The 22412-nt window shown below is 42.0% G+C and carries 22 protein-coding genes and 2 pseudogenes; 12 read left to right on the top strand and 12 right to left on the bottom strand.

The features are described 5' to 3' along the window. Positions 1-50: 50 nt before the first annotated feature. The 4 genes from L6C30_RS08730 to lptF all read right to left on the bottom strand — a co-directional run bounded on the left by L6C30_RS08730 (position 51) and on the right by lptF (position 5102). Complete coding sequence (locus tag L6C30_RS08730; RefSeq protein WP_070154733.1) at positions 51-1214, bottom strand: S41 family peptidase; 1164 nt, start codon at positions 1212-1214, stop codon at positions 51-53. A gap of 24 nt (positions 1215-1238) precedes the next feature. After that, the gene (gpmI, locus tag L6C30_RS08725) at positions 1239-2786 is read right to left on the bottom strand and encodes a 2,3-bisphosphoglycerate-independent phosphoglycerate mutase (protein WP_236162902.1); all 1548 of its coding nucleotides are present in this window, start codon (positions 2784-2786) and stop codon (positions 1239-1241) included. Between the two features lie 143 nt (positions 2787-2929). Then, positions 2930-4000: an LPS export ABC transporter permease LptG gene (gene lptG, locus L6C30_RS08720; protein WP_236162903.1), complete on the bottom strand. Its 1071-nt coding sequence runs from the start codon at positions 3998-4000 to the stop codon at positions 2930-2932. A gap of 1 nt (position 4001) precedes the next feature. Beyond that, positions 4002-5102: an LPS export ABC transporter permease LptF gene (lptF, locus tag L6C30_RS08715; RefSeq protein ID WP_019838145.1), complete on the bottom strand. Its 1101-nt coding sequence runs from the start codon at positions 5100-5102 to the stop codon at positions 4002-4004. A gap of 158 nt (positions 5103-5260) precedes the next feature. Between lptF and L6C30_RS08710 the strand changes: the two genes are divergently transcribed. From L6C30_RS08710 to L6C30_RS08695, 4 genes are all read left to right on the top strand, one after another. Next, entirely contained in the window at positions 5261-6709 is a 1449-nt protein-coding gene (locus L6C30_RS08710) for a leucyl aminopeptidase (RefSeq protein WP_236162906.1), read from the top strand. After that, positions 6702-7112 (top strand): DNA polymerase III subunit chi, encoded by a 411-nt coding sequence (locus L6C30_RS08705; protein WP_070154738.1) that lies wholly within the window; start codon positions 6702-6704, stop codon positions 7110-7112. Before L6C30_RS08710 ends, L6C30_RS08705 begins: the two co-directional genes overlap by 8 nt. 47 nt (positions 7113-7159) lie before the next feature. Continuing rightward, positions 7160-7780: a hypothetical protein gene (locus L6C30_RS08700; RefSeq protein WP_019838147.1), complete on the top strand. Its 621-nt coding sequence runs from the start codon at positions 7160-7162 to the stop codon at positions 7778-7780. Between the two features lie 143 nt (positions 7781-7923). After that, positions 7924-8142, top strand: coding sequence for a hypothetical protein (locus tag L6C30_RS08695; protein WP_026438238.1), 219 nt, complete (start codon positions 7924-7926; stop codon positions 8140-8142). Between the two features lie 108 nt (positions 8143-8250). Here the strand turns inward: L6C30_RS08695 and L6C30_RS08690 are convergent, their stop codons facing one another. From L6C30_RS08690 to glnK, 7 genes are all read right to left on the bottom strand, one after another. Then, entirely contained in the window at positions 8251-8796 is a 546-nt protein-coding gene (locus L6C30_RS08690; RefSeq protein WP_019838149.1) for a VTT domain-containing protein, read from the bottom strand. A 123-nt stretch (positions 8797-8919) separates the two neighbouring features. Beyond that, positions 8920-9579, bottom strand: coding sequence for a riboflavin synthase (locus L6C30_RS08685; RefSeq protein WP_070154741.1), 660 nt, complete (start codon positions 9577-9579; stop codon positions 8920-8922). A 34-nt stretch (positions 9580-9613) separates the two neighbouring features. Continuing rightward, complete coding sequence (locus L6C30_RS08680; protein WP_019838151.1) at positions 9614-10906, bottom strand: DNA adenine methylase; 1293 nt, start codon at positions 10904-10906, stop codon at positions 9614-9616. After that, positions 10903-12006, bottom strand: coding sequence for a bifunctional diaminohydroxyphosphoribosylaminopyrimidine deaminase/5-amino-6-(5-phosphoribosylamino)uracil reductase RibD (gene ribD / locus L6C30_RS08675; RefSeq protein WP_070154794.1), 1104 nt, complete (start codon positions 12004-12006; stop codon positions 10903-10905). The genes L6C30_RS08680 and ribD overlap by 4 nt, the downstream gene beginning before the upstream one ends. 36 nt (positions 12007-12042) lie before the next feature. Further along, a complete protein-coding gene (gene nrdR / locus L6C30_RS08670) occupies positions 12043-12501 on the bottom strand; it encodes a transcriptional regulator NrdR (RefSeq protein ID WP_004975665.1) in 459 nt (152 codons plus the stop codon). A gap of 139 nt (positions 12502-12640) precedes the next feature. After that, complete coding sequence (locus L6C30_RS08665; protein ID WP_236162904.1) at positions 12641-14047, bottom strand: ammonium transporter; 1407 nt, start codon at positions 14045-14047, stop codon at positions 12641-12643. Positions 14048-14109: 62 nt separating this feature from the next. Next, a complete protein-coding gene (gene glnK, locus L6C30_RS08660; RefSeq protein ID WP_004650081.1) occupies positions 14110-14448 on the bottom strand; it encodes a P-II family nitrogen regulator in 339 nt (112 codons plus the stop codon). A gap of 276 nt (positions 14449-14724) precedes the next feature. Between glnK and L6C30_RS08655 the strand changes: the two genes are divergently transcribed. Both L6C30_RS08655 and L6C30_RS08650 read left to right on the top strand, forming a co-directional pair. After that, complete coding sequence (locus L6C30_RS08655; RefSeq protein WP_019838153.1) at positions 14725-14952, top strand: accessory factor UbiK family protein; 228 nt, start codon at positions 14725-14727, stop codon at positions 14950-14952. A 72-nt stretch (positions 14953-15024) separates the two neighbouring features. After that, positions 15025-15870, top strand: a pseudogene (locus tag L6C30_RS08650) (YifB family Mg chelatase-like AAA ATPase); the annotation flags it as partial. 112 nt (positions 15871-15982) lie between these two features. On the opposite strand, the gene L6C30_RS08645 reads toward L6C30_RS08650, so the two are convergent. Next, positions 15983-16690 carry a hypothetical protein gene (locus L6C30_RS08645; RefSeq protein WP_023187978.1) on the bottom strand — a complete coding sequence of 236 codons (708 nt, stop codon included), beginning with the start codon at positions 16688-16690 and terminating at the stop codon, positions 15983-15985. A 429-nt stretch (positions 16691-17119) separates the two neighbouring features. Here L6C30_RS08645 and L6C30_RS08640 point away from each other — a divergent pair, with 429 nt between their 5' ends. The 6 genes and pseudogenes from L6C30_RS08640 to L6C30_RS08615 form a co-directional block, all read left to right on the top strand. Beyond that, a complete protein-coding gene (locus L6C30_RS08640; protein WP_023187979.1) occupies positions 17120-18202 on the top strand; it encodes an ImmA/IrrE family metallo-endopeptidase in 1083 nt (360 codons plus the stop codon). 205 nt (positions 18203-18407) lie between these two features. Beyond that, entirely contained in the window at positions 18408-18587 is a 180-nt protein-coding gene (locus L6C30_RS08635; RefSeq protein ID WP_001141891.1) for a hypothetical protein, read from the top strand. 114 nt (positions 18588-18701) lie between these two features. Next, positions 18702-19715, top strand: a complete 1014-nt coding sequence (locus L6C30_RS08630; protein ID WP_023187980.1) for a nucleotidyltransferase — start codon at positions 18702-18704, stop codon at positions 19713-19715. Next, positions 19715-21427, top strand: a complete 1713-nt coding sequence (locus tag L6C30_RS08625; protein ID WP_023187981.1) for a ThiF family adenylyltransferase — start codon at positions 19715-19717, stop codon at positions 21425-21427. Before L6C30_RS08630 ends, L6C30_RS08625 begins: the two co-directional genes overlap by 1 nt. Before the next feature lie 5 nt (positions 21428-21432). After that, positions 21433-21894, top strand: coding sequence for a Mov34/MPN/PAD-1 family protein (locus tag L6C30_RS08620; protein WP_005314752.1), 462 nt, complete (start codon positions 21433-21435; stop codon positions 21892-21894). 2 nt (positions 21895-21896) lie between these two features. After that, positions 21897-22304 (top strand): annotated as a pseudogene (locus tag L6C30_RS08615) (dsDNA nuclease domain-containing protein); the annotation flags it as partial. Positions 22305-22412 lie beyond the last annotated feature (108 nt).

Here is a 22412-nt window from a genome sequence, read left to right as displayed (position 1 = left end):
ACGCTAAACAATGAAGACTGTCTAAAAATGCGTTTTTACTCCGACTGGGCTTAACGACGGCTCAACAGTAAATCTGCCACATGCTCAAGATAAGCCTCTTCTTTCATTTCAGGACTTTGAATATATTGCTGATTCGGATGAATCCCGACCCCTTCAATCATCTGTTCACGTGGTGTGTAATAATGCGAAACTGTCATTTGTAAGGCAGCACCATCGCTGAGTGGAAACAGCTTTTGCACCACCCCTTTGCCATAACTTTTTTCGCCCATTACCCACGCTCGTGAATGGTCTTTTAAAGCAGCCGTAAAGACTTCAGCAGCAGATGCAGAGCGATGATTAATCAACACACCGACTTTTAAATTTTGAAATTCAAAACTTGGTAATGCCTGAAATTGTTGATCGCCTTCAGAACGACTTTTGGTCGATACAATCACACCCTGATTTAAAAATAAATCGGCAGATTCCACCGCAGCAGACAGTAAGCCGCCTGGGTTATTGCGCAGGTCAATCAAGACAGCTTTTAAGCGTGGCGTGCTATGTTCTTCAATTAAGCGTTTGATTTCATTGGCGGTATCTTGCTGAAACACACGTACTTTTAACAGCAAGACCTGATTAGAAAGCATCTGTGCCTGAAGATCAGTTTCTACTTTTTTGTTGCGAACCAGCATAATTTCAGGCTGATTAACCGCACGTTGTACACTTACAGTCGATCCCACCGAACCTGTGAGTAGGTTATTGACCTGATCTGGACTCAGCTTTTTCAGTTCTTGGTTATCAATTTTAAAGAGGCTGTCGCCATTTTTCAGCCCTTGTTTAGCCGAGTCGGCATTGGTACTTAAATTTTGAATCACCCAGTGTTGCTGGGCAACATCATAGCGCAAACTAAAATCAACCGAGGCCAAATCGCCTTCGGTATATTGTAAAAGCTGTTTATATTCTTCGGCAGTTAAATAGCGTGAATAACGATCTAAACCGCTCACCAAGCCACGAATGGCTTGCTGAAACAAGGCATCATCACTTTTTTCAGTCACATAGTTGTCTTTGACAATGCCATAGATTTGCACAAATTCCTGTATTGACTCTACAGGCACATCGACATAGTCCTGTTGTAGTGTAGGGCCATCCAACTCCAAATCTGGCGCAGCCCAAACACTCAAATGACTGGCACACAACACGCTTGCCAACACAACCGCATAAATTTTGTGAGCCGTCATTCCATCACCTACCTGTATCGAGGGTTATGCCTGTAGGCAAATTAAGTTACGACCTTGCATATCTGCAGGCACTGGCAATTGCATCAAATTTAATAAAGTTGGTGCAACATCTGCCAACACACCACCTTCTGCAATACTCGCCTGTGTTGGGCCGACATAAATGAATGGTACCAATTCAGTAGTGTGCTGAGTATGTACCTGACCACTGTCATAGTCTTGCATTTGCTCGACGTTACCATGGTCCGCGGTAATAATCATGTGACCTTGTTTTGCCATCACCGCTTCATAGACACGACCCAAGCAAGTATCTACTGCTTCAACCGCTTTGACGGCTGCATCAAAGACACCAGTATGACCTACCATATCGCCATTGGCATAGTTCACCACCAACAAGTCATATTCACCTGAGTTAATGGCTGCAACCAGTTCATCGGTTACTTCATAAGCGCTCATTTCAGGTTTTAAGTCATAGGTTGCCACGTTTGGTGATGGAATCAAGATACGTTTTTCACCTGGATATTCATCTTCACGACCGCCACTAAAGAAGAACGTCACGTGTGCATATTTTTCAGTTTCGGCAATACGCAATTGCGTTTTGCCCAAGTCGGATAAATACTCACCGATTGAGTTTTTCAAATCTTCTGGCATATATGCCACTGGCGCAGCAATGCTGGCTTGATAACGGGTCAGCATCACAAATTTAGACAATTGCGGCACAACTTTACGTTCAAAACCTGCAAAATCCTGTTCCACAAAAGCTTTGGTCAGTTCACGCGCACGGTCAGCACGGAAGTTCATAAACACCACGCTGTCGCCATTTTGAATTTTGGCAATTTCACCAATACGAGTGGCTTTAACGAACTCATCGCTTTCATCTGCCGCATAAGCCGCTGCCAAACCTTCAACTGCAGTTGCGGCAGTACGTACGGCCTCACCTTCGGTAAGTAAACGATACGCTTGTTCTACACGATCCCAACGGTTGTCACGATCCATCGCATAGTAACGACCAATCAGACTGACAATACGACCCTGATTTGGATATTGTGCAAATAATGCGTCCAGTTTTTCCAAAGAAGGCTGCGCGCTTTTGGGTGGCGTATCACGGCCATCTAAAAAGGCATGTAGATAAACTTTTGCACCGCGTTTTAATGCCAATTCTGCCATCGCCACGATATGATCTTCATGCGAATGCACACCGCCTTCAGACAATAAACCTAGCAGATGCACTGCACCGTTAGCTGCTTTGGCTTTTTCTACCGCATCGACCAACACTTCATGTTCAAAGAAAGCTCCGGTACGAATGTCTTTGGTAATACGGGTAAAGTCTTGGTACAGAACACGTCCTGCACCCAAGTTCATGTGACCGACTTCAGAGTTCCCCATTTGACCGTCTGGCAAGCCAACATCTTCGCCTGAACCAGAGATCAAACCATGCGGATGCTTTTCCTGCATAGCAGTCAAATTTGGTCGTTTCGCTGCTAAAAAAGCGTTGTCTTCGACCGCTTCGCGATGACCCACACCATCCATAATCACCAATACGTGAGGGATTTTGCCAGCAGTTGCATCCGCCATAATCAATACTCTTTTTCGTCTACAAATTAATCATGCTATCTTAACGAATTTTGCGTCAAGACTCTATGTTCAGAAGATGGGTTCCGTCACTGATTCAGATAGATTTACCCAATCACACGCAAATGTAGCATTATCGGCCGCACTTAACGCGCACGATGCAGTAAATAACCGCCGATGACAAACATTAGAATAATAGGGATAAACACGAACCACGCAGGCGATGGTGCATAGACCAAGCTCGCATAGCCCAAGAAATCTTGCAAATAAAAGAAGGTTAAGCCCACAAATAAGGCAATTACCAACCGAAAACCCATAGATTGCTGACGTAACGGCCCAAAAATAAAGGAGCAAGCAATCACCACCAAAGCAATGAGAGCAAAGGGCGCACCAAGTTTTTGCCAGAACGCCAGTTGATAAGTTTTTGGCACTTGACTGTATTCATGCATATAACTCATGAAACTCACCAATTGACTTGGGGATAAATCTTCAGGGTCAATAGTGACCATGTGCACATATTTAGGTTGCAATGCTAAAGCCAGTGCTTGCTGGCTATTTTTGGCTAAAGTAGCGTTACCCGCCTGCAAAATATCCATCTGTTCAGTTTGATTGAGCAACCAACTGCCATCTTTAACAAACTGTCCCTGATCTGCAGACAATGTGCCGCGCAAGCGATAATGATCATCAAAATCGACCACTTGCACGTTTTTGAGTTGACCTTGGGCATTGGCATAATCAATATAAATAAAACGATTACCTTCACGTGACCAATAACCACGGACTTCACCCAACTCCGCTACGCTTCGATGACTTTTAACACTCTTGGCCTGTTCGTTGGTATACGGGATCACCCACTCACTGAGTACAAACGACAGAACGACCAGCACCAAAGCGGAACGAATGACCCATCCCACAATACGCCACAGGCTAATCCCCGCAGAACGCATCACAATCAATTCACTGTTAGAGGCTAACGTACCCAAACCCAATACAGCACCAATCAGGGCAGAAATAGGCAAAATTTCATAGAGATAATTAGGCGCACCCCACAGTACATACAGCAATGCCTGCCATACACTATAGTTTTCATTGAGCGAGCCCAGTTCGCCCAAATAGCTAAATAACACCTGCAAACCCGATAAAATTGCGGTAGCACCAAACATCGCCAGTGCAGTGGTCTTGGTAACGTGTTTTGCAACTATAGGACGTGCCAACATCTTAAGACCTCACTCGCTGAATTTGCTGCTTAATTTTAGGTGCCAATTTTTGTTTACGTGAGAACAAGGCTGCGGCAATGGTATAAGCCAACAACACCAACGGATAAGCAAGCATACCCATTTCTTGTTTGCTGATACGGGTTTTAACCGCCATGAGCGCCACAATCAAACTGGCAAAAATTAACAACGCAGGAAACAGTTTTAAATAACGTCCCTGACGCGGGCTAACTTCTGACAATGCCACGGCTAAAAATAACGCCACTACAATCGCAAAAGGCACAAAAATACGCCATCCCAGTTCACTTGCAACCACAGGGTCTGCACGGTTTTTCCACAGTTGCGAGGTGGTTAAGGCTTCTACTTCAGCACTTTCAAATTTGGCTTCTTTGTCATTTTCTAAACGTAAACGATAACTTTGGAATTCTGCCTGTGAATACTTGGCTGTGCCTGGAAAGATTTCATAACGACGCCCTCCAACCAAATCCACCACATTGGCAGGATCATTTTCCAATTCTACCCGTGTCGCTTCTTTTGCCAAAATCATCACATCGGGACGACCTGCTTTTTCTGCACGTTGATAAAAGAAAATATCTTTCAGGTTTTTACGGTCTTCGGATAGATCACCTGCGTAAATGGTATATGGCCCTGAAGAAATAAATTCTTTGGGTCGCACCAAGTCAAAACCTGTGCGTACCGCTTGACTGGTGGTCAGTGCCTCAAACTGACGCAGTCCCCACGGTGATGCCCACAGCATTAAAAAACCTTGGACGATCAAAAATCCTAGCGTCATTGGCACCAATAAACGTGCCAATTGATGCCGACTCACGCCACTGCTGTTGAGCACTGCCATTTCATGGTCGACATATAAACGACCAAATACCAACATCAAGCCAATAAAGAAACCCAAAGGTAAGATCAGCGTCAAAAATTCAGGCAAGCGATAGCCAATGATGCTGAATAAAATACTCGCATCCAAACGCCCTTGTGCCGCCACGCCAAAATACTTGATCAAGCGACCACCCATCATGATCAAAGTCAGTAAGGCAATCACAACCAAGGATGTCGACACAACTTGCTTGACCAAATAACGCCGAATAATCAAATTATTTCTTCCAAAATGTGAGGGAATCCAATTCGCGTTAGTTTACCTGAATGTTGAAAATATAAAACCTATCGCCTTGTTATACATTGAAACTCGACACATAAAAATGTTTCAATGGTTGTATAGTTTGCACATCTAGATAGGCATAAAATCCAGTGATTAAATTTAGCTTAAGTCCATCATTCCAAGAACACAACGCGAGTGAATCTTTGTCAATTTTAGTGGCTGCAGAACATGTGCTACAAGCAACTGCCGCTTATCAAATCAAAGATTTAGACAGCATTATTCACGCAACACAATTTAAAGCAGGCTTCAATGAAAGTTTAAGTTTGCTGGCTAGCGTTGCCGAATGTGCCAATAGCAACTTGATCGGTTTGGGCAAAACTGAAGAATTACCAGCCGCAAAGCTGGCAAAAATTGCACAAAGCATTATCAAATCTTCACAAAAAAAATTTAAACAGATCAGCATTGACTTGTCTGCTCTGCCTAGCGAGTTACATTATGTATTTGCACTCAGCTTGACCCAAGCAGCCTATGCTTTTGATGAATATAAAAGCAAAAAGAATGAATTTCAGCTTGAACAGATCCACTTAATTGCCAAGGAAAGCTCACTGACTGCCGATCAGTTGCAGTTAATTGAAGCCATGCAATCGGGTCAAAACATGGCACGCGACTTGGGCAACCGTCCGGGCAATATTTGTTTCCCTGAATATTTGGCAGAACAAGCTCAAGCACTTGCGGCAGAATACCCAGATCTGCTCAAAGTCACCATTTTAGATGAAGCAGAAATGGCCGAATTGGGCATGGGTGCATTCCTTGCAGTCAGTCAGGGTTCAGACCGTCCTGGGCGCATCATTAGCCTTGAATACCAAGCGCAGCGTGACGAACCACCTGTGGTCTTAGTCGGTAAAGGGATTACTTTCGATACTGGCGGCATTTCACTCAAGCCTGGCTTAGGCATGGACGAAATGAAATTTGATATGTGTGGTTCTGCTTCAGTTTTGGGTACCATGCGCGCACTGTGCGAAGCACGTTTGCCAATTCATGTGGTCGGTACGATTGCTGCAGCAGAAAACATGCCTTCAGGCAAAGCCACTCGCCCAGGTGATATTGTGACCAGTATGAGCGGTCAAACCATCGAAATTTTAAATACCGATGCCGAAGGTCGTTTGGTGCTGTGCGATACCCTGACCTATGTAAAACGCTTCAACCCTGCTTTGGTAATTGATATTGCGACGTTAACAGGCGCCTGCGTAGTTGCATTGGGTTCGGTACTTACAGGCATGTTTACCCCAGATGACCAACTTGCGGCGGAATTGGAGACTGCGGGACACACCGCATTTGACCGTGTATGGCGCATGCCCGTGATCGATGACTATCAGGAACAACTGGATTCACCATTTGCCGATATTGGCAATATTGGTGGGCCTAAAGCAGGCGCAGTGACTGCAGCATGCTTCTTGCAACGCTTTACCCGTGACTATCGCTGGGCACACCTAGACATTGCAGGCACTGCATGGAATTCAGGCACCAATAAAGGCGCAACAGGTCGTCCTGTACCATTATTGATGCAGTTCCTCGCACAACGTGCAGGCAATAATGGCTAAAGTCAGCTTTTATTTGTTTGAAAAAAGTCCAGAGCGGCAGGTGGAAAGCACTTGCCGCTTATGCCGCAAAATTTTGCGGCAACAGGCCGCCCGCATTTGGCTGCATTGCCCTAACCCAGAGTTACAGCAAACATTGGACGAACATCTGTGGAGTTTTGATGCCAGTAGTTTTATTCCGCATGGTATTAACCAAAAACAGGCTAGCGTATGTATTTCAGCCGAACTACCGCAGCAATCAGACTGGATTGTGTTTAATTTTAACAGTCAGGCACTTGAAGCCTATGCAAAATTTAGTCACATTATTGAGATTATTGAAAATCACGAAGAAGCAAAAGTGCTTGGACGTGAAAAATTCAAACAATATCGACGTTTGGGCATAGAACCACAGACGTTTAAGCTTTAATTTTAAAAATTTTAAAAAAAATATAGCTCGGAATAAGGAGAGATGCAGTGACTTTAAATGTCGGCTCAGATTTTAAACAGCGCTGGTTAACTGCGCCTCAGGCTGTGCGCCAGACATTTATGGATGATCTGCATCGAATTTGTGAGGTCTTGCAACCTGAAACACAATTACACCAGTGGATTGCAGAAGATCAGCGTGCTCAGCAACAATCACAGGAAAAAATTGAACAAGCGTATGCTGACCTAAAAGCACGTTTGATTGAAGAAGCACGCCAACGTCGCCAATTGGCACTTGAACTCAAATTAGAACAGCGTCGTGCAGAACAAGCCGCTTATGCTGCACAGTTACAACAAGATGAAGTACAACGCTTCGCAGAACAAACTCAAGTACTTGAGCTGATGCGTCAAAGTCTGGATCAGGAAATTTCAAACTATACGGCGCGTTATGAGCAAAATCCTGAATTACCTACAGTGACTTTTAACCAAGCCGCAACTGCAGTAAATGATGATAAAATTACCTCTGAACTTGAAAGTGTACGTTTGCGCTTAGAGCTAGAAGCCGAAACTCAAATTGAGCAGGCGGTCACGGTCTTTCGTGCGCGACTGCATGCCGCAGCTCAAGAAGAAATTGACTATATCTTAAAAAATTCAAGTTTTTCTAAAGAATAAATTTACTTTTACCCCCTATTCGCCCATAGCCTTAAATCAAGTTTCATCAAAATGAAATAATTTTGTCTCATGATTGTCATCCAGAAAAAGTTGAATTTTCAGCTTTTATCTTCTTTAATAACTTTGACAATCTCGGGTTTCAAATGGATATCTTGACGAAAATTTCAGGCAAAATCGACCATCTTAATACGGGCGAACAGTGCAGTATTCGTGCTCAGGATTTATGGATCAGTCGTGCAGATTTCCAATCATTAAGCATTTATTTGTCTAAAGAAGCGGAAAAGGGTAAGTTTTCAATTCAAACAAACGATACTTTTAGCTCGCGCTTAGGTGGTACAGAATTAATTGTCACCAAACACTAAAACTGAACCAGACCAAAAGTCCACACGGTGGGCTTTTTTGTGGTCGTCAATCAGTTTTTTTGAGTTATCGCTGTTGATTTAGAATAAGAAAATAGGAAACATTAGGAATTAAATCCAATCACCCAACCAAGACAAAATATTGCCCAAACCATAACCTATTGCCATTAAAGAAAAAACCCACACGGCAGCACCCACCACATTATAAAAACTAAAAGTCGCCAAAGGCATGTGCCCAGACCCTGCCGCAAATGGTGCAAATGAACGTACAAACGGTATAAAACGCGCCATTAAAATAGTTTTGCCACCATGTTTCATAAAATAATGGTTGGTTTTTACAATATATTCAGGTTTGAAATAACGTGAATGTTGATGGAAATACTTCACACCTAGAATTCGTCCAGTGTAATAGTTGACGCTATACCCCAAGACCGCAGCGACAAAAAGCAAAACCCCCATATAGTGCAAATGCACCACATCGGTGGTGGAACACAAGGCACCAATGGCGATCAGCAAACTATCGCCTGGTAAAAAAAACATAAACACGGAACCTGTTTCTGCAAAAATAATCAGAAACAAAATGGCATAAATCCACAGACCATAATTATCGAGTAATAATGGCAGCCAGTGTTCCAAATTCATTAAAAAATCAATCATCTACATTAAGCCAAAGGGGTGTTTATGATGAAAAAACTATCTATATCTCTTTAATTATCCCTAAAAACAAAAAAACAGTCTAATTTTTCAATCAGACTGTTTAAATTTCATTCGGCTCAGTGCTTATTTTAAAAAGCCATTTTCTGACAAGAATTCCATGCTAATTTTGGACTGCTGCGTTGTTTCTGCCGCTTTATCGCCCAAGAGCAAACGCTCAATATAACGTGCCAAGACATCCACTTCTAAATTGACCTTGCTACCAACTTTCCATGTGCCAATATTGGTACGCTCTGCCGTGTGCGGAATTAAATTCAGACTAATGACATTACCGCGTAAATGGTTAATGGTCAGGCTAATCCCATCAACTGTCACCGAACCCTTTTCTGCCAAGTATTTGGCAATTTCTGCAGGTGCAGTCACTTCATAGTAAATCGAACGTGCATCTTCACGTACCAGCGTAATTTCACCAACTGCATCAACATGGCCACTTACGATATGCCCGCCAAAACGTGTGGTCGGCAGCATGGCTTTTTCAACATTCACAGGCTGCCCCACTTTCCATGTGCCTAAAGTGGTACGGTTTAAACTTTCACGGGAAACATCTGCGGCATACCAATTGTCACCCCATTCAATCACAGTCAGGCAAATACCATTGGTGGCGATTGAATCGCCCAAATGCACATCCGACATATCCAAATCGGTCTGAATACGCAAACGTAAATCACCGCCCACACTTTGCAGGCTTTCTACTTTACCTAAACTTTCAATAATGCCTGTAAACATAATCTTCTCTCTCATTCACTGAGGATTTGTGGATTTACCACAACGCCAATTGGGTACTCACGCCTGAGGTATCTACACCACCCAATTCTGCAAAGTGGTAGAGTTGTCCTAATAACTGGCGAATAGGTGGGCCGGACTTGGCATGCGTATCAGTAATCACAATAAATTCTAGTACGCGCGCCCGCTCGGACTGGCGCTGTTTACTCACGCGATAACGCGGAACATCTTGGGTCAATAACGTCACTCGACCGCGTTTTAAATTGGCTTGTAACAAGTCTGTGGCACTAATATTACCATCAGTAGAATAACTGGTTAGAATAAAACGTGCATTAATGGTGTCCAATAAGGTTTCATACGCCTCTTTGGCATGTTTGGATGAGTTGTATGGACTTGGACGTTCTTTGCGCCATGCACGGTCAATACCACTTTTAAAGCCTTTGGTGTCTGGGGTTGGTAAGTCGACCTGATCCCATAAGGTTAAGGCATTTAAGACATGATAGTTGCTGCTATAAGCATGTTGATTATACGGTGGGTCTAAATACGCCACATCCACCTCAAAACCACTCATTTGATTGGCAAGATGCTGTGCATCGACACACCACATTTCTGCAGCAGGTTTATTGGCTTCGCCAATGTCACAAAAACGGCTTGGCGTGAGCCACAATAACGATTCTATTCGTTCGAGCGCAGTTTGAGTTTTGCCGCCCCAGCCATGGTGGAAGCTTTTAAACACGCCACTGGTATTACTGACAAAACTGGCAGAATACAGCAACGGTGCCAATAATGCTGACATTTCGACATCATCAATGGCACCCTGCGCTTGCCACGTGGCAATTTGTTGACGAATCGCATCTATGCGCATGCCGTTTCGACGTTTAAAGAACAAACGGTCACGACTTGGGTCATAAATCTCGTCATTGCGCGGACATAAATTATGCGTCACCCAGCCTTTGACTTCAGGCAAACGGTTCAAATAATCAATGGCTTTTTGATAGCCGCCTAATTCTTTAAATGCAGGTGCTTCAGTGCAGGCCAAAATCGCATGGTTTAAGGCATGGCTGTACGGTTCCCAATCATTGGCAATCACGCGATAACCATTTTGGCGCGCCAAACGTGATACCACTCCTGAACCTGCAAAAAAATCGGCAAAAATTGGGGCACGACCATTTTTAGGATGCAGCGTTCCTGTCTGTTCAAGCGCTTCTAAAATCAGATGCAGCAAACGGCGTTTATTGCCCAAATAAGGCACTAACTGATGAAATAAATACTCATCAGTAGTGCGTGCCGCATGACGGCGTTTATGATAAACCGTTGACTCTGAACTCATAGTGTCTCTTGAGAAGGAATTAACCTAAGGCGCACGTCATCACCCAATTGAGTGACATCGTAAAGTTTAAATCGAAGTTGCTCTGACATCTGCTCAAATTCTGCATTAAACATGGTACGAGCCGAGCTCCCTAACAATGTAGGCGCCACATAGCTGATCACTTCATCTACCCAACCTTCCTGCAAGAAAGCAGTCGATAAGGTTGCTCCCGCTTCAATCAATACATCATAAATTTGATGTTGCTGTACCAATTGGGCAAGTAAGGTTTCTAAAGGCTGTACCGCCAATTGTATCACGCCTAAGGCTGCCAACTCTGCACGATATGGTCCCATCACCATCACCGTTTCAGGCTGCTGCAAAATTTGTGCGCTCAAAGGCAAACGACCTTGACGGTCTAAAATAATCCGTTTGGGTTGTACCACGCTGTGAGTGTCATCTACACTCGCTAAGTGGCGTACATTAAGCAGACAGTCATCGGCCAGCACTGTGTCGATACCCGTTAATACTGCAGCAGAGATTGCCCGCCAATGCTGCACATCAGCACGGGCAGCTGTGCCAGTAATCCATTTAGATTCACCCGAAGCCATTGCCGTGCGACCATCCAAACTTGAAGCTACTTTTAAACGCACATAGGGCATGCCCGTAGCCATGGCTTTTAAAAAGCCTAAATTTAACTGACGCGCTTCAGCTTCTGCCACACCGACATCAACCTGAATACCCGCATCTTTTAAAATTTGAACGCCCTTACCTGCCACCAATGGATTTGGGTCTGGACAAGCCACAACCACTTTGACCACGCCTGCATCGACCAACGCTTTGGCACAAGGTGGAGTGCGTCCATAGTGCGCACACGGCTCCAAAGTTACATAGGCTGTTGCACCACGTGCCTGTTCACCCGCTTGACGCAAAGCAAACACTTCAGCATGCGGTTGTCCTGCACGCGGATGATGCCCTTCGCCCAACAATTGTGCATCTTTAACGATCACACAGCCGACATTTGGATTAGGTTTGGTGCTGTATTGCCCCAAACGTGCCAACTCAATCGCACGACGCATCCAAAAAAGATCATTGGGAGGTAAATTGGAAGTGAATTCAGTCATATTCAGATGTTGTCTGCTTTTTGCTGACATGAGAATTTATTGCTCACGTAACTGCATTTGTTCAATTTGACGGCGAAACGCTTCGACATCCTGAAAGTCCTGATACACCGAAGCAAAACGCACATACGCCACGTGATCCAATGCAAATAAAGCCTGCATCACAATTTCACCAATGGTACGTGATTTCACATCACGCTCACCCAAACGGCGAATTTGCAGTTGGATGTCACTAAGTACCGTTTCAATTTGCTCTTGGGTCACAGGACGTTTTTGCAAAGCATGCATCAGTGAACGGCGCAACTTGGCTTCATCGAAAGGCTCACTTTTACCATCGGATTTAATTACCCGAGGCATGACCACTTCATAACTTTCAAAGGTGGTAAAGCGTTCACCACAGCCAATACACTCACGACGTCGGCGAATTTGGCAGCCTTCTGCCGCCAAACGTGAGTCAATCACTTTACTGTCTGCAGCGTTGCAAAATGGACAATGCATAGCGGTTTAATTGCACAAATTTAAATGAAAATGCAGTGTAGCAAAATTTCCAAACTTTGTAGAGTTTTACGCAACATATAGAAAAAAAACAGCCCCGAAGGGCTGTTTTACACAATATATTGATTATGTGCTGTCTGAATTATTCTACACGTTCACCATGTTGACTTAAGTCGAGTCCCATACGCTCATCTTCTGCAGCCACACGAATACCAATTGTTAGATCAATTACTTTTAAGATGATGAAAGTCAGTATAGCTGAGTAAGCAATGGTCGCTAACACACCTTCAACTTGCACCCAAAGTTGGCTCATCAAGTTGCTTGGTGCAGCATCGCCCATAATAAACTCGCTGGCAAAGAAGGCGGTTAAAATTGCACCGACAATACCACCTACACCATGTAGTCCAAAGGCATCTAGAGAGTCATCAGCTTTCAGGGCGCGTTTTAAGGCAGTAATACCCCAGAAACATACGACACCACCAATTAAACCCATCGCTAATGCACCACCGACAGTCACAAAACCTGCTGCTGGCGTAATCACGACCAAACCTGCAACTGCACCCGATGCAGCACCTAATACCGAACCTTTACCACGTACCAGTTTTTCAACAACAAGCCATGCGATTGCTGCGGCTGCGGCTGCCACTTGAGTCACAACTAAGGCATAACCCGCTGCACCATTCGCGCCTAAAGCAGAACCACCGTTGAAACCGAACCAACCCACCCAGAGTAAACTTGCACCCAGTACAGTCAAAGTCAGGTTATGCGGAGCCATAGATTCACGGCCCAAGCCCATACGTTTGCCCAACATGTATGCAGCAACCAAACCTGCAACACCCGAGTTAATATGAACAACAGTACCACCAGCAAAATCAAGTGCACCATCATTGCCTAACCAACCACCACCCCATACCCAGTGGGTAATTGGTGCATAGACCACGACCACCCAAATCGCGATAAAGGCAACAAAGGCACCAAACTTCATTCTTTCTGCAATTGAACCACTGATAATGGCCACAGTAATAATGGCAAAGGTCATTTGGAAAATCACAAATAGAATTTCAGGAATACTGCCACTGAGCGCATCTGTACCAATGCCTGCCAACATCACTTTATCTAGGCTACCAATAAAAGCATTGCCTTCACCAAAAGCCAAGCTATAGCCCACTGCCACCCAGGCAATACTGACCACGGCTGCTGCTACGAAACTGTAAGCCATAGTATTGAGTACGTTTTTCTTACGTACCATACCGCCATAAAACAGTGCTAAACCAGGAATGGTCATAAGTAAAACTAAAGCAGTCGAAACTAAAATCCAAGCGGTATCGCCTGTATCTAATACAGCTTCTGGTTCAGCCGCTTCGGTAGTGCTGATTTCTGCTACAGCTGCAACTTCTGTTGCATTTGTTGTTTCGATAGGAGATGTTTCGACAGTGGTTACTGCCACATCTGAAGATGGAGTGGTGGCTATTGCGGCTTCTTCAGCCCAAGCAACAGAACCACCAAGGAGTGCGCCCGATAGACTCAGCGCGAGTAGCATTTTTTTCATTTGTGTCCCCCGACCTTTGTTTTTGTGAGTTATTAGGTACTCAGCAAACTTCATGCCATCTTTTAAACAGCGTCTGCACCCGTTTCACCTGTACGAATACGGATGACTTGTTCGAGGTTAGTTACAAAGATTTTGCCATCACCAATTTTGCCAGTACTAGCAACACGAGTGATTGACTCAATCACCGAATCGACCATTTCATCGCTAATTGCGATTTCGATTTTAACTTTAGGCAAGAAGTCAACGACGTACTCGGCGCCACGATATAGTTCGGTATGACCTTTTTGGCGACCGAAGCCTTTGACTTCTGTTACGGTGATCCCTTGAACACCAATTTCAGATAATGCTTCACGCACATCATCTAACTTAAAGGGTTTTACAATTGCAGTTACGAGCTTCATGTGTGTTTTCCTTCGGCTTAATTCACCAGTAAGGTTTTATGTTCAAATTCCATGCCAAAGTTCTAAGGTCGGGGGAAATTAGAAACCCTGACATGAGTTTTCTTTATACCTTATTTTATACATTTATATGGTTTTGATCTTCAAAAAATAGACATATTTACTAGAAGATTTACGATTTTACTCATCGAATAAATCCATATTTCGTCTGAAATGCTATAGTCTATTCAAGACCAGTGCTACACTGCCTCCATTTTCTCCATCTTTGTGGAAACAACAATGATTGAAACTTTATTACAAGCCATTTTGGAACAAATTGAACAACCTAAAAAAGATTTAGAACATAATTTACGTGCTTTGCTCAATGAAGCGGTCACCAAAATGGATTTGGTCTCGCAAGATGAGCTAGACCGCCAACGGACTGCGCTCAATAATGCCAACTTACGTTTAAATGAATTGTTAAAACAGGTTGAAGTACTAGAACAGAAAATCCAACTCAAAAAATAAGCACCAATTGAGTGCTTAAGTACAAAAACCAAACATTATAAAAATAACGCACCAAAACGGATCATAATAAAAATGTCTTTTGCCAAAGTGTATACACGGGGGCTGCTCGGCTTGCACGCCCCTGCAATTGAAGTTGAAGTCCATCTAAGTCAAGGTTTACCTTCTTTAACCATTGTCGGTCTAGCCGAAGCTGCCGTACGTGAAAGTAAAGATCGGGTACGCTCTGCCATTATTAATAGTGGTTTTCAATTTCCGACTAAACGTCTGACCATTAATTTAGCGCCTGCCGACTTGCCCAAAGATGGGTCGCGTTTAGACTTAGCCATCGCCTTAGGTATTTTAATTGCATCGGGACAATTGCCCGAACAGAGCACTGACGGTTTAGAATTTATTGGAGAATTGGCTTTAGATGGTCAATTACGCCCCACCACAGGCACACTCAGTATTGCGATTGCCTGCCAACAGGCACAGCATCGTTTGGTTTTACCTGAACAAAACGCACAAGAAGCTGCACAACTGCCAGACTTTGAAGTCTTTGCCGCCGCACATTTAAAACAAGTTTGCGAACATTTGGCACAAAGCCAGCTTTTAGATAAAGTCATCGCGACTGCACAGCCACAGTTATCACACTCCGCATTTGATTTAGTCGATGTGAAAGGCCAATTGCGCCCACGACGCGCTTTGGAAATTGCAGCAGCAGGTGGACATTCACTGCTATTTAAAGGCCCACCCGGTACAGGTAAAACCTTATTGGCATCTCGGCTTTCCAGTATTTTACCGCCCTTAAATATGCAGGAAAATTTAGAAGTTGCCAGCATCTATTCTGTGGCCAATAGCCCGCATACGTTTGGACAGCGTCCCTTTCGTGCGCCGCATCATACCGCTTCTGCTGTGGCATTGGTCGGTGGAGGCTGTCATTTACAAACAACTATGCGACATTCCAAACAACTATGCGACTTAGAAAATGGAAGCGATAGTATATTGAGAGAAAAACAGTTTTGCACTGTTGTTCTCTCATTTCCTATTTAGTTCACCAAGAGGTTAAATTAGAATAATAGTCTGGTTGGCCTATACCATGATTAAGAAAAGTTTCTTCAGTTTTAAGCATTCTATCAAGCAATCTTTTTTTCAATGCCTCATTAGCATTCATATGTAGAAATTGCATTGCAAACACCTGTAACATGCCATTAAGGGTCAGCAATATACTTTCAATATCCTCATAGGCACAGACAGGTTGTTTACCTTTAAATAGCACATTCAGTAGCTCACCACGACCATGTGTGAAAGTTGAATACTTCTCGTACAAAGCTTTACCTTGCTTTGTGAATTGCTTGAAGTGTTTATGAAAATCTCCATTGTCTGGGTCTTCAAAATTATCTAAAGCTGTACTCATCTGAAAAAAACTAGCAAAGTCTTTTGGTTGAGTAATTAACATTTCAACATCTGTCCCTTTAGGCTGTTCTATAAACTCTAAATAAAAACACCTAACATATATTTCTAGCATCGTACGAGCTACGACGACAGCGGAGGAAAAATGATCTTCTTTCATAAGTAATTTAAAGGAAAGATAATGCGTTTGGAACAACTGAAAATATGCTCTATTAATACGCTGATATTGATCATCCTCGTCTATCTGAACTGAAGCTGAAATTTTATTTACTTCATTCTGAGTCTTATCAAGCTCTCTAATTATAAAGTGAATACGTTTTTTTCCATCCTTATTCAAGTTCATTTTCATTTTAAATCCTTTATTTAATTACACTCTGGGAGAAAAGGAAACAATCGTCCTTAAACCTAATTTTAGCAAGAATAAATCACTTTAGAATTCCCTCCAAATGGTCAAATATTTAATAAAAATACATTTTCTAAATAATCGAAAGTCAAACTGCCCCTTATAAGAACACTGATCATCCTCTATCTTTACCCAAATATTTTAATGCTCAAATTTTGACATAAAATTCTATAGTGAAATTAAAATCTTTCAAATAGAAGATAAAATCAAAAACACTATATGTTGTGCTAAAAACCAAAATGACCACTACATAAAGCAATGTAAGGTAAAAAAGAAACAATTTAGGAATAATTTGAAGAAAAATTTGCATAAGGTTTTTTGTTCAGTTATCATTCGATTAACTTGATCTGTAAGTCAATGATCTTGGAGGTGAATATGACTCATTTCAATCCTGACATGCTTAGTATTGCACGAAACTTTCGTGGTCTTAGTCAAACTGAACTAATTGCTGAAATGGGACAGTCTATTACTCAGGCTTCATTATCTAAAATTGAAAGTGGGGACTTAAAACCCTCCGATGAAGTTATCCATAATCTATCCAATGCCCTACATTTCCCTATACGATTTTTCGAACATATTGAAAAGCTAAATGCACTGCCAATTAGTTTGCATGCATACAGAAAAAAAAGCTCTACCACAGCTAAAGCATTGAGCCGCATGAATGCTGAAATGATGTTAAAAATGGGCCATGTACAAACATTAGAATTATTCACAAATGTGCCAAAAAGAAAAAACTCCTTACCAACTTTTAAAATTGGCCTAGATGTAAACACTCCTCAAGAAGCGGCTAAAAAGCTTAGATCATTGTGGGCGTTAGGAAATGAACCTCTTGAAAACCTAACTGCCACTGTGGAAGATGCCGGGGTTTTAGTCTTTTTATGCGACTTTAAAGATAATAATGTTGATGGCGTATCCTTAAAAATGCATGGTGTGTCTCCATGCGTATTTCTAAATGCAAACCAGCCAAATGATAGAATACGCTTCACATTAGCACATGAGCTTGGGCATTTGGTCCTCCATGAAGAGCCATCTGAGTTTATGGAAAAAGAAGCAAATGACTTTGCTGCCGAATTCTTAATGCCAGAAGAAAAAATTATTGATCAATTAGTTTCAACCAATTTAGCTCATTATCTAAGACTTAAAAAGGAATGGAAAACCTCAATGGCGGCCTTAATCTATAGGGCGTCAGAGTTAGGAACTATAACTTCAAGTCAAAGTGCCAATTTATGGCGGCAAATGGCTATGCGTGGTTATCGTAAAGTTGAACCAAATGAATTGGATCGAGAAGCGACATATAGAGTAGCTTCAATGCTTTTTGACTACGCAATAGATGCAAAAAAAACATCAGCATCTGTCATTAGTGAGTTATCTCAATTATTTGACTTATATGAAGATGACTTTAAAAAACTATATTATTTTGACCTAGATTCAATGGAGACTATTGAGATGGTTTCGTAAATTAAAAAGCCGACTCTATTGGGTAGAGTCGGCTTGATAGATTTTCACACAGGAAAGGCATATGGCTCTAAGCCCTACGCATACCTCATGTTAGATCTGGCTGTCAGAACCCCATTCTAACATTTAGGCCCGTAAATCTCAAGATTTACCCGCTTATTTTGGTATGCGCCCTGAAAAACGAGCCGCCAAAATAGGAGGGCTAACAATGCCTACCGAAAATCAAGACTTCGTGTTTTGTAAATCTTATCGCCATAAATCTGGAAAAATTATTGTCCATCCAACTGGATATTTTAAATTTCCCAGAACTCGGCCATTGAAAGAAGAAAAGGATACTATCCGTAATAAAAAATCGGATGATCCTGATAACTCAAACTCAATATCGTAAACAAGGTTAAATAACCTACTGCTATGCAACAAAGTTCACAGTAGTAGGTTACTTAATTTTTCTGATCGCACTTAATTTTATGCCCCATTTTAGTACATGGGCTCAGAGAGAATTATGACAACTCAACAGCAGTTTCTTGACCTACTTTCCGATATTGAACCATCTACAACAACAGTTAATGATTGTTCAAGCGCACATAATACGCTTCGTAATGCTTTAAAAGTGCATAATGAATTCAGCAAAGTACATGTGCATACGTTCTTATCAGGTTCTTATAAAAGAAATACGGCAGTACGTCCGACTACTATAGGCGGTATCACACAAAGACCAGATGTAGATATTATTGCCCTTACAAATCACACAATTAACGATAATCCTCAAATTGTCCTTGATGCAGTACATACAGCATTAAAGGATATTGGATATACCGATCTCACCGTTAACCGTCGTTCAGTAAATGTTAAGTTGAAAAAAGTTGATATGGATGTTGTCCCTATCATTTCAGATGGATATGGTGGCTATCTGATTCCAGACATTCATCTTGAAGAATGGCTAGTTACCAACCCTCCAGCCCATACCGAGTGGACTGTTGAGGTGAATAAAAATGCAAATGGGCGATTTAAGCCTCTTGTGAAGCTATTTAAATGGTGGCGTCGTGAGAACTTGTCTGATTTAAAACGACCAAAAGGATTCATTTTAGAATGCCTGGTTGCCAAGCATATGAATTACTACGAATCCAACTATGAAAAGTTGTTTGTTTATCTTTTAGAAACAATCAGGGATTCTTATGGGATTTATGCGTCACTAGGCATAATTCCACATTTAGAAGATCCTGGTGTTGCAGGCAATAATGTTTTTTCTGCGGTCACAGCAGATGAGTTCAAAACCTTTTATGAAAAGGTAAAAGAACAAGCTGCTATTGCACGAAATGCCTTAAATGAAACAGATGATGATAAAGCATTAGCTCTATGGCGGCAGGTCTTGGGTAATCGTTTTCCACGTTCGGCATCACACAAAAGTGCAAATTCTGCTGATATGGCCAGCTCTTTAATCCGTTCAGCTTTAGGTGCAGGATTAACATTTCCATCAACCCCTGTTTATCCAAATAAACCAGGAGGCTTTGCGTAATGGAACTGCTAAAAACACCATTAGAACGCTTAATTCAAGAACGGCAGTTATTGACCGATCTTGAAAATGAGGAAAACAGTTTTAAGATTCAGGAGTGGAACTCAACAAACACTAATGAACTGCATTTAAACTTCTCTCTCAAGATAGGAACTATAGATTTTAATGGTGTTTTAGTATATCCAGAGCTTTTCCCAGAGCTACCAGCATATATACGTCCACAAAAATCTGGTGAAAGATGGAGTATCTTGCACCAGTACGGTGGTTCAGGAGTGCTGTGTCTAGAATACGGTCCAGATAATTGGAATACAAATATCAGTGGAGTGGAACTAATTAGAAGTGCCCGGATTCTTTTATTAACAGACGCAATGACTGTATTGGAGATGGATGTAGAACCTGTGCCATCTAGGCATTCTGAAACAATAGGTCAAAAATTAAGAGGTATTTCAGAAAGGTTCATTGAAACACCAATGTTACGTCACATACTCTTGGGTAGTGACCCTGAAAAAATGGACTTTAAGGTTGCCATCTCAAGCATTCGGGACAAGACCGTTATTGTTCCAACAAATATTCAAAACAAACCTCTACCTGACATCGTCCCATCATTTTCTAATGAAAGATTTGAATTGTCTGGATGGGCAATAAGAGTTGATTCTGTTCCTTTATTAAAGGAATCTGTAAATGATCGACTTTCGTTAGAATCCTCTTTAGGCAATTTATGGCCTACTCAGGAGGAATTCACAAGTTCCATAAAGCCTCTATTGTTATATGACTTAAATGGTAACTTGGAACTATTCTTAATTAATAATACAGCACCACTTTTCGTAAGTTATCCAGCTATTAATCTACATGATGATCAGAATCAAAGATTGCCAGCACAATTTAGCAATATCAATGATGCAAAGATAGTAATCGTTGGTCTTGGATCGTTAGGAAGTAAAATTGCAATTTCACTGGCGCGGTCTGGCTGTAAAAACTTTCTACTTATTGATGATGATATTCTGGCACCCCAGAATCTTGTCCGTAATGAACTCAACTGGTTAGATGTTGGCTTTGCTAAAACCCATGCTGTTGAAAGAGCATTAAAACGAACTGCATTAGACATGCAGATTGAAACGTATGAAATGCAAATTGGTGGCCAGGAAAATCCTCATTTAAATTCCAATATCGCTAATGCCATTGGTACATGTAATCTGATTATTGATGCGACAGCAAACTCACATACATTTCTAACCTTAGCTGCAATTGCTAAAAGAAAACATATACCAATGGTATGGGGTGAAATCTTTGGTGGCGGTGGTGGAGCAATGATGGCCCGTAGTCGCCCAACGTTAGATGCCTCACCTTTAGAGCTTCGCAATCATATTTATGGTGTCTTACAAACGTTGGAACCAATCCCAGAAGGCAAAGTTAATAATTACGGCTTTCAAACACAAAACCAAACATATATTGCATCAGATGCAGATGTAACGGCTCTTGCAGCGTCTATGACTCAGTTCACATTAGATACTTTATGTACAGTTGATGAGCAATCCTCTTATCCATATTCAGCATATTTAATAGGGTTCCGTAAATATTGGATATTTCAATGTCCTTTTGATACTCATCCTATCGATTGTTCAGGTGCGTTAGTAACAGAATCTCCTACGGATAAACAGATATCTGAAAGTGAAAATGGCAATTCTATTGAAGAGCCTGAACCGATGAAAGGTTAATACTAATGCTGAAAATATCCATTCCTACTGATATACAAATTTTACTGATAAAAGCCCTGTTGAAGTCTGGAACCCACGAATGTGGCGGTGTTTTAATGGGTGAGCATATAGGTACAAATCATTTTAGAGTTAGCTCATTAACTGTTCAAAAGAGTGGAACGATCGCATCCTTTGTACGTGGAATTACGGATGCTATTAAAGCAATTCGCCTTTTTCATAAATCAACAAACAATAATTATCAAAAATTTAACTATTTAGGTGAATGGCATAGCCATCCTCTCTTTAGTGTACAACCCAGCAGTAAAGACCATCACACCATGAGGGAATTGGTGTCCGATCCAAAAGTTGGGGCAAATTTTGTAGTCTTACTGATTTTTCATTTAAAAAACAATCATCTTGAGGGCAGTGCCCACACCTACCTACCAGATGGTTCCTGTTACCCATCCACCCTGGATTTAGAGAGATAATAATGAGTGCAAGTCTGTTAGAAAAACAATCAACTGGTGGTGCAATTGCACGAGTAGGGTTTGATTATCAGGATGCCTTTGTATTAAAGAACCTGCCACTATGGCTATCTGAAAGTGCTTTTAGTCACATTGTGAGTGAATCAATAGGTGATGTTGAGGTTTGCTACTTCTCTTCAGAGAAAGATTTCCAGCGTGTCATGTATGAAGCTAAAAATCATTCGCTGACTTCTACAGACTTCTGGAAAGAAATTAAGCGCTTCAAGGAGGCGTTTGATATTCCATCAAGTGAATATACTCGCTTTAGTTTAGTATGCCCACTCTATACCTCTACACTTCACCCATTTCTTGCCCAGATTGAGAGAATTAGAGGCGTTGGCTCTTCATACAGTGCCGATTCTGTGATTTTACGTAAGCATCCGGCTAACACAGCCTTACCAAGCGATCCTATAAGCCTTAATTTAGTTCCCACCTAAAAACAAGTGGGGACTTAATCCATGAACATGGATATATATTCAGCA

The sequence above is a fragment of the Acinetobacter sp. KAM396 genome, from assembly GCF_021602765.1.
Lineage (GTDB): Bacteria > Pseudomonadota > Gammaproteobacteria > Pseudomonadales > Moraxellaceae > Acinetobacter > Acinetobacter towneri_A.
Note: the sequence above shows the minus strand (reverse complement) of the source record. Positions and strands in the feature narration are given on the sequence as shown.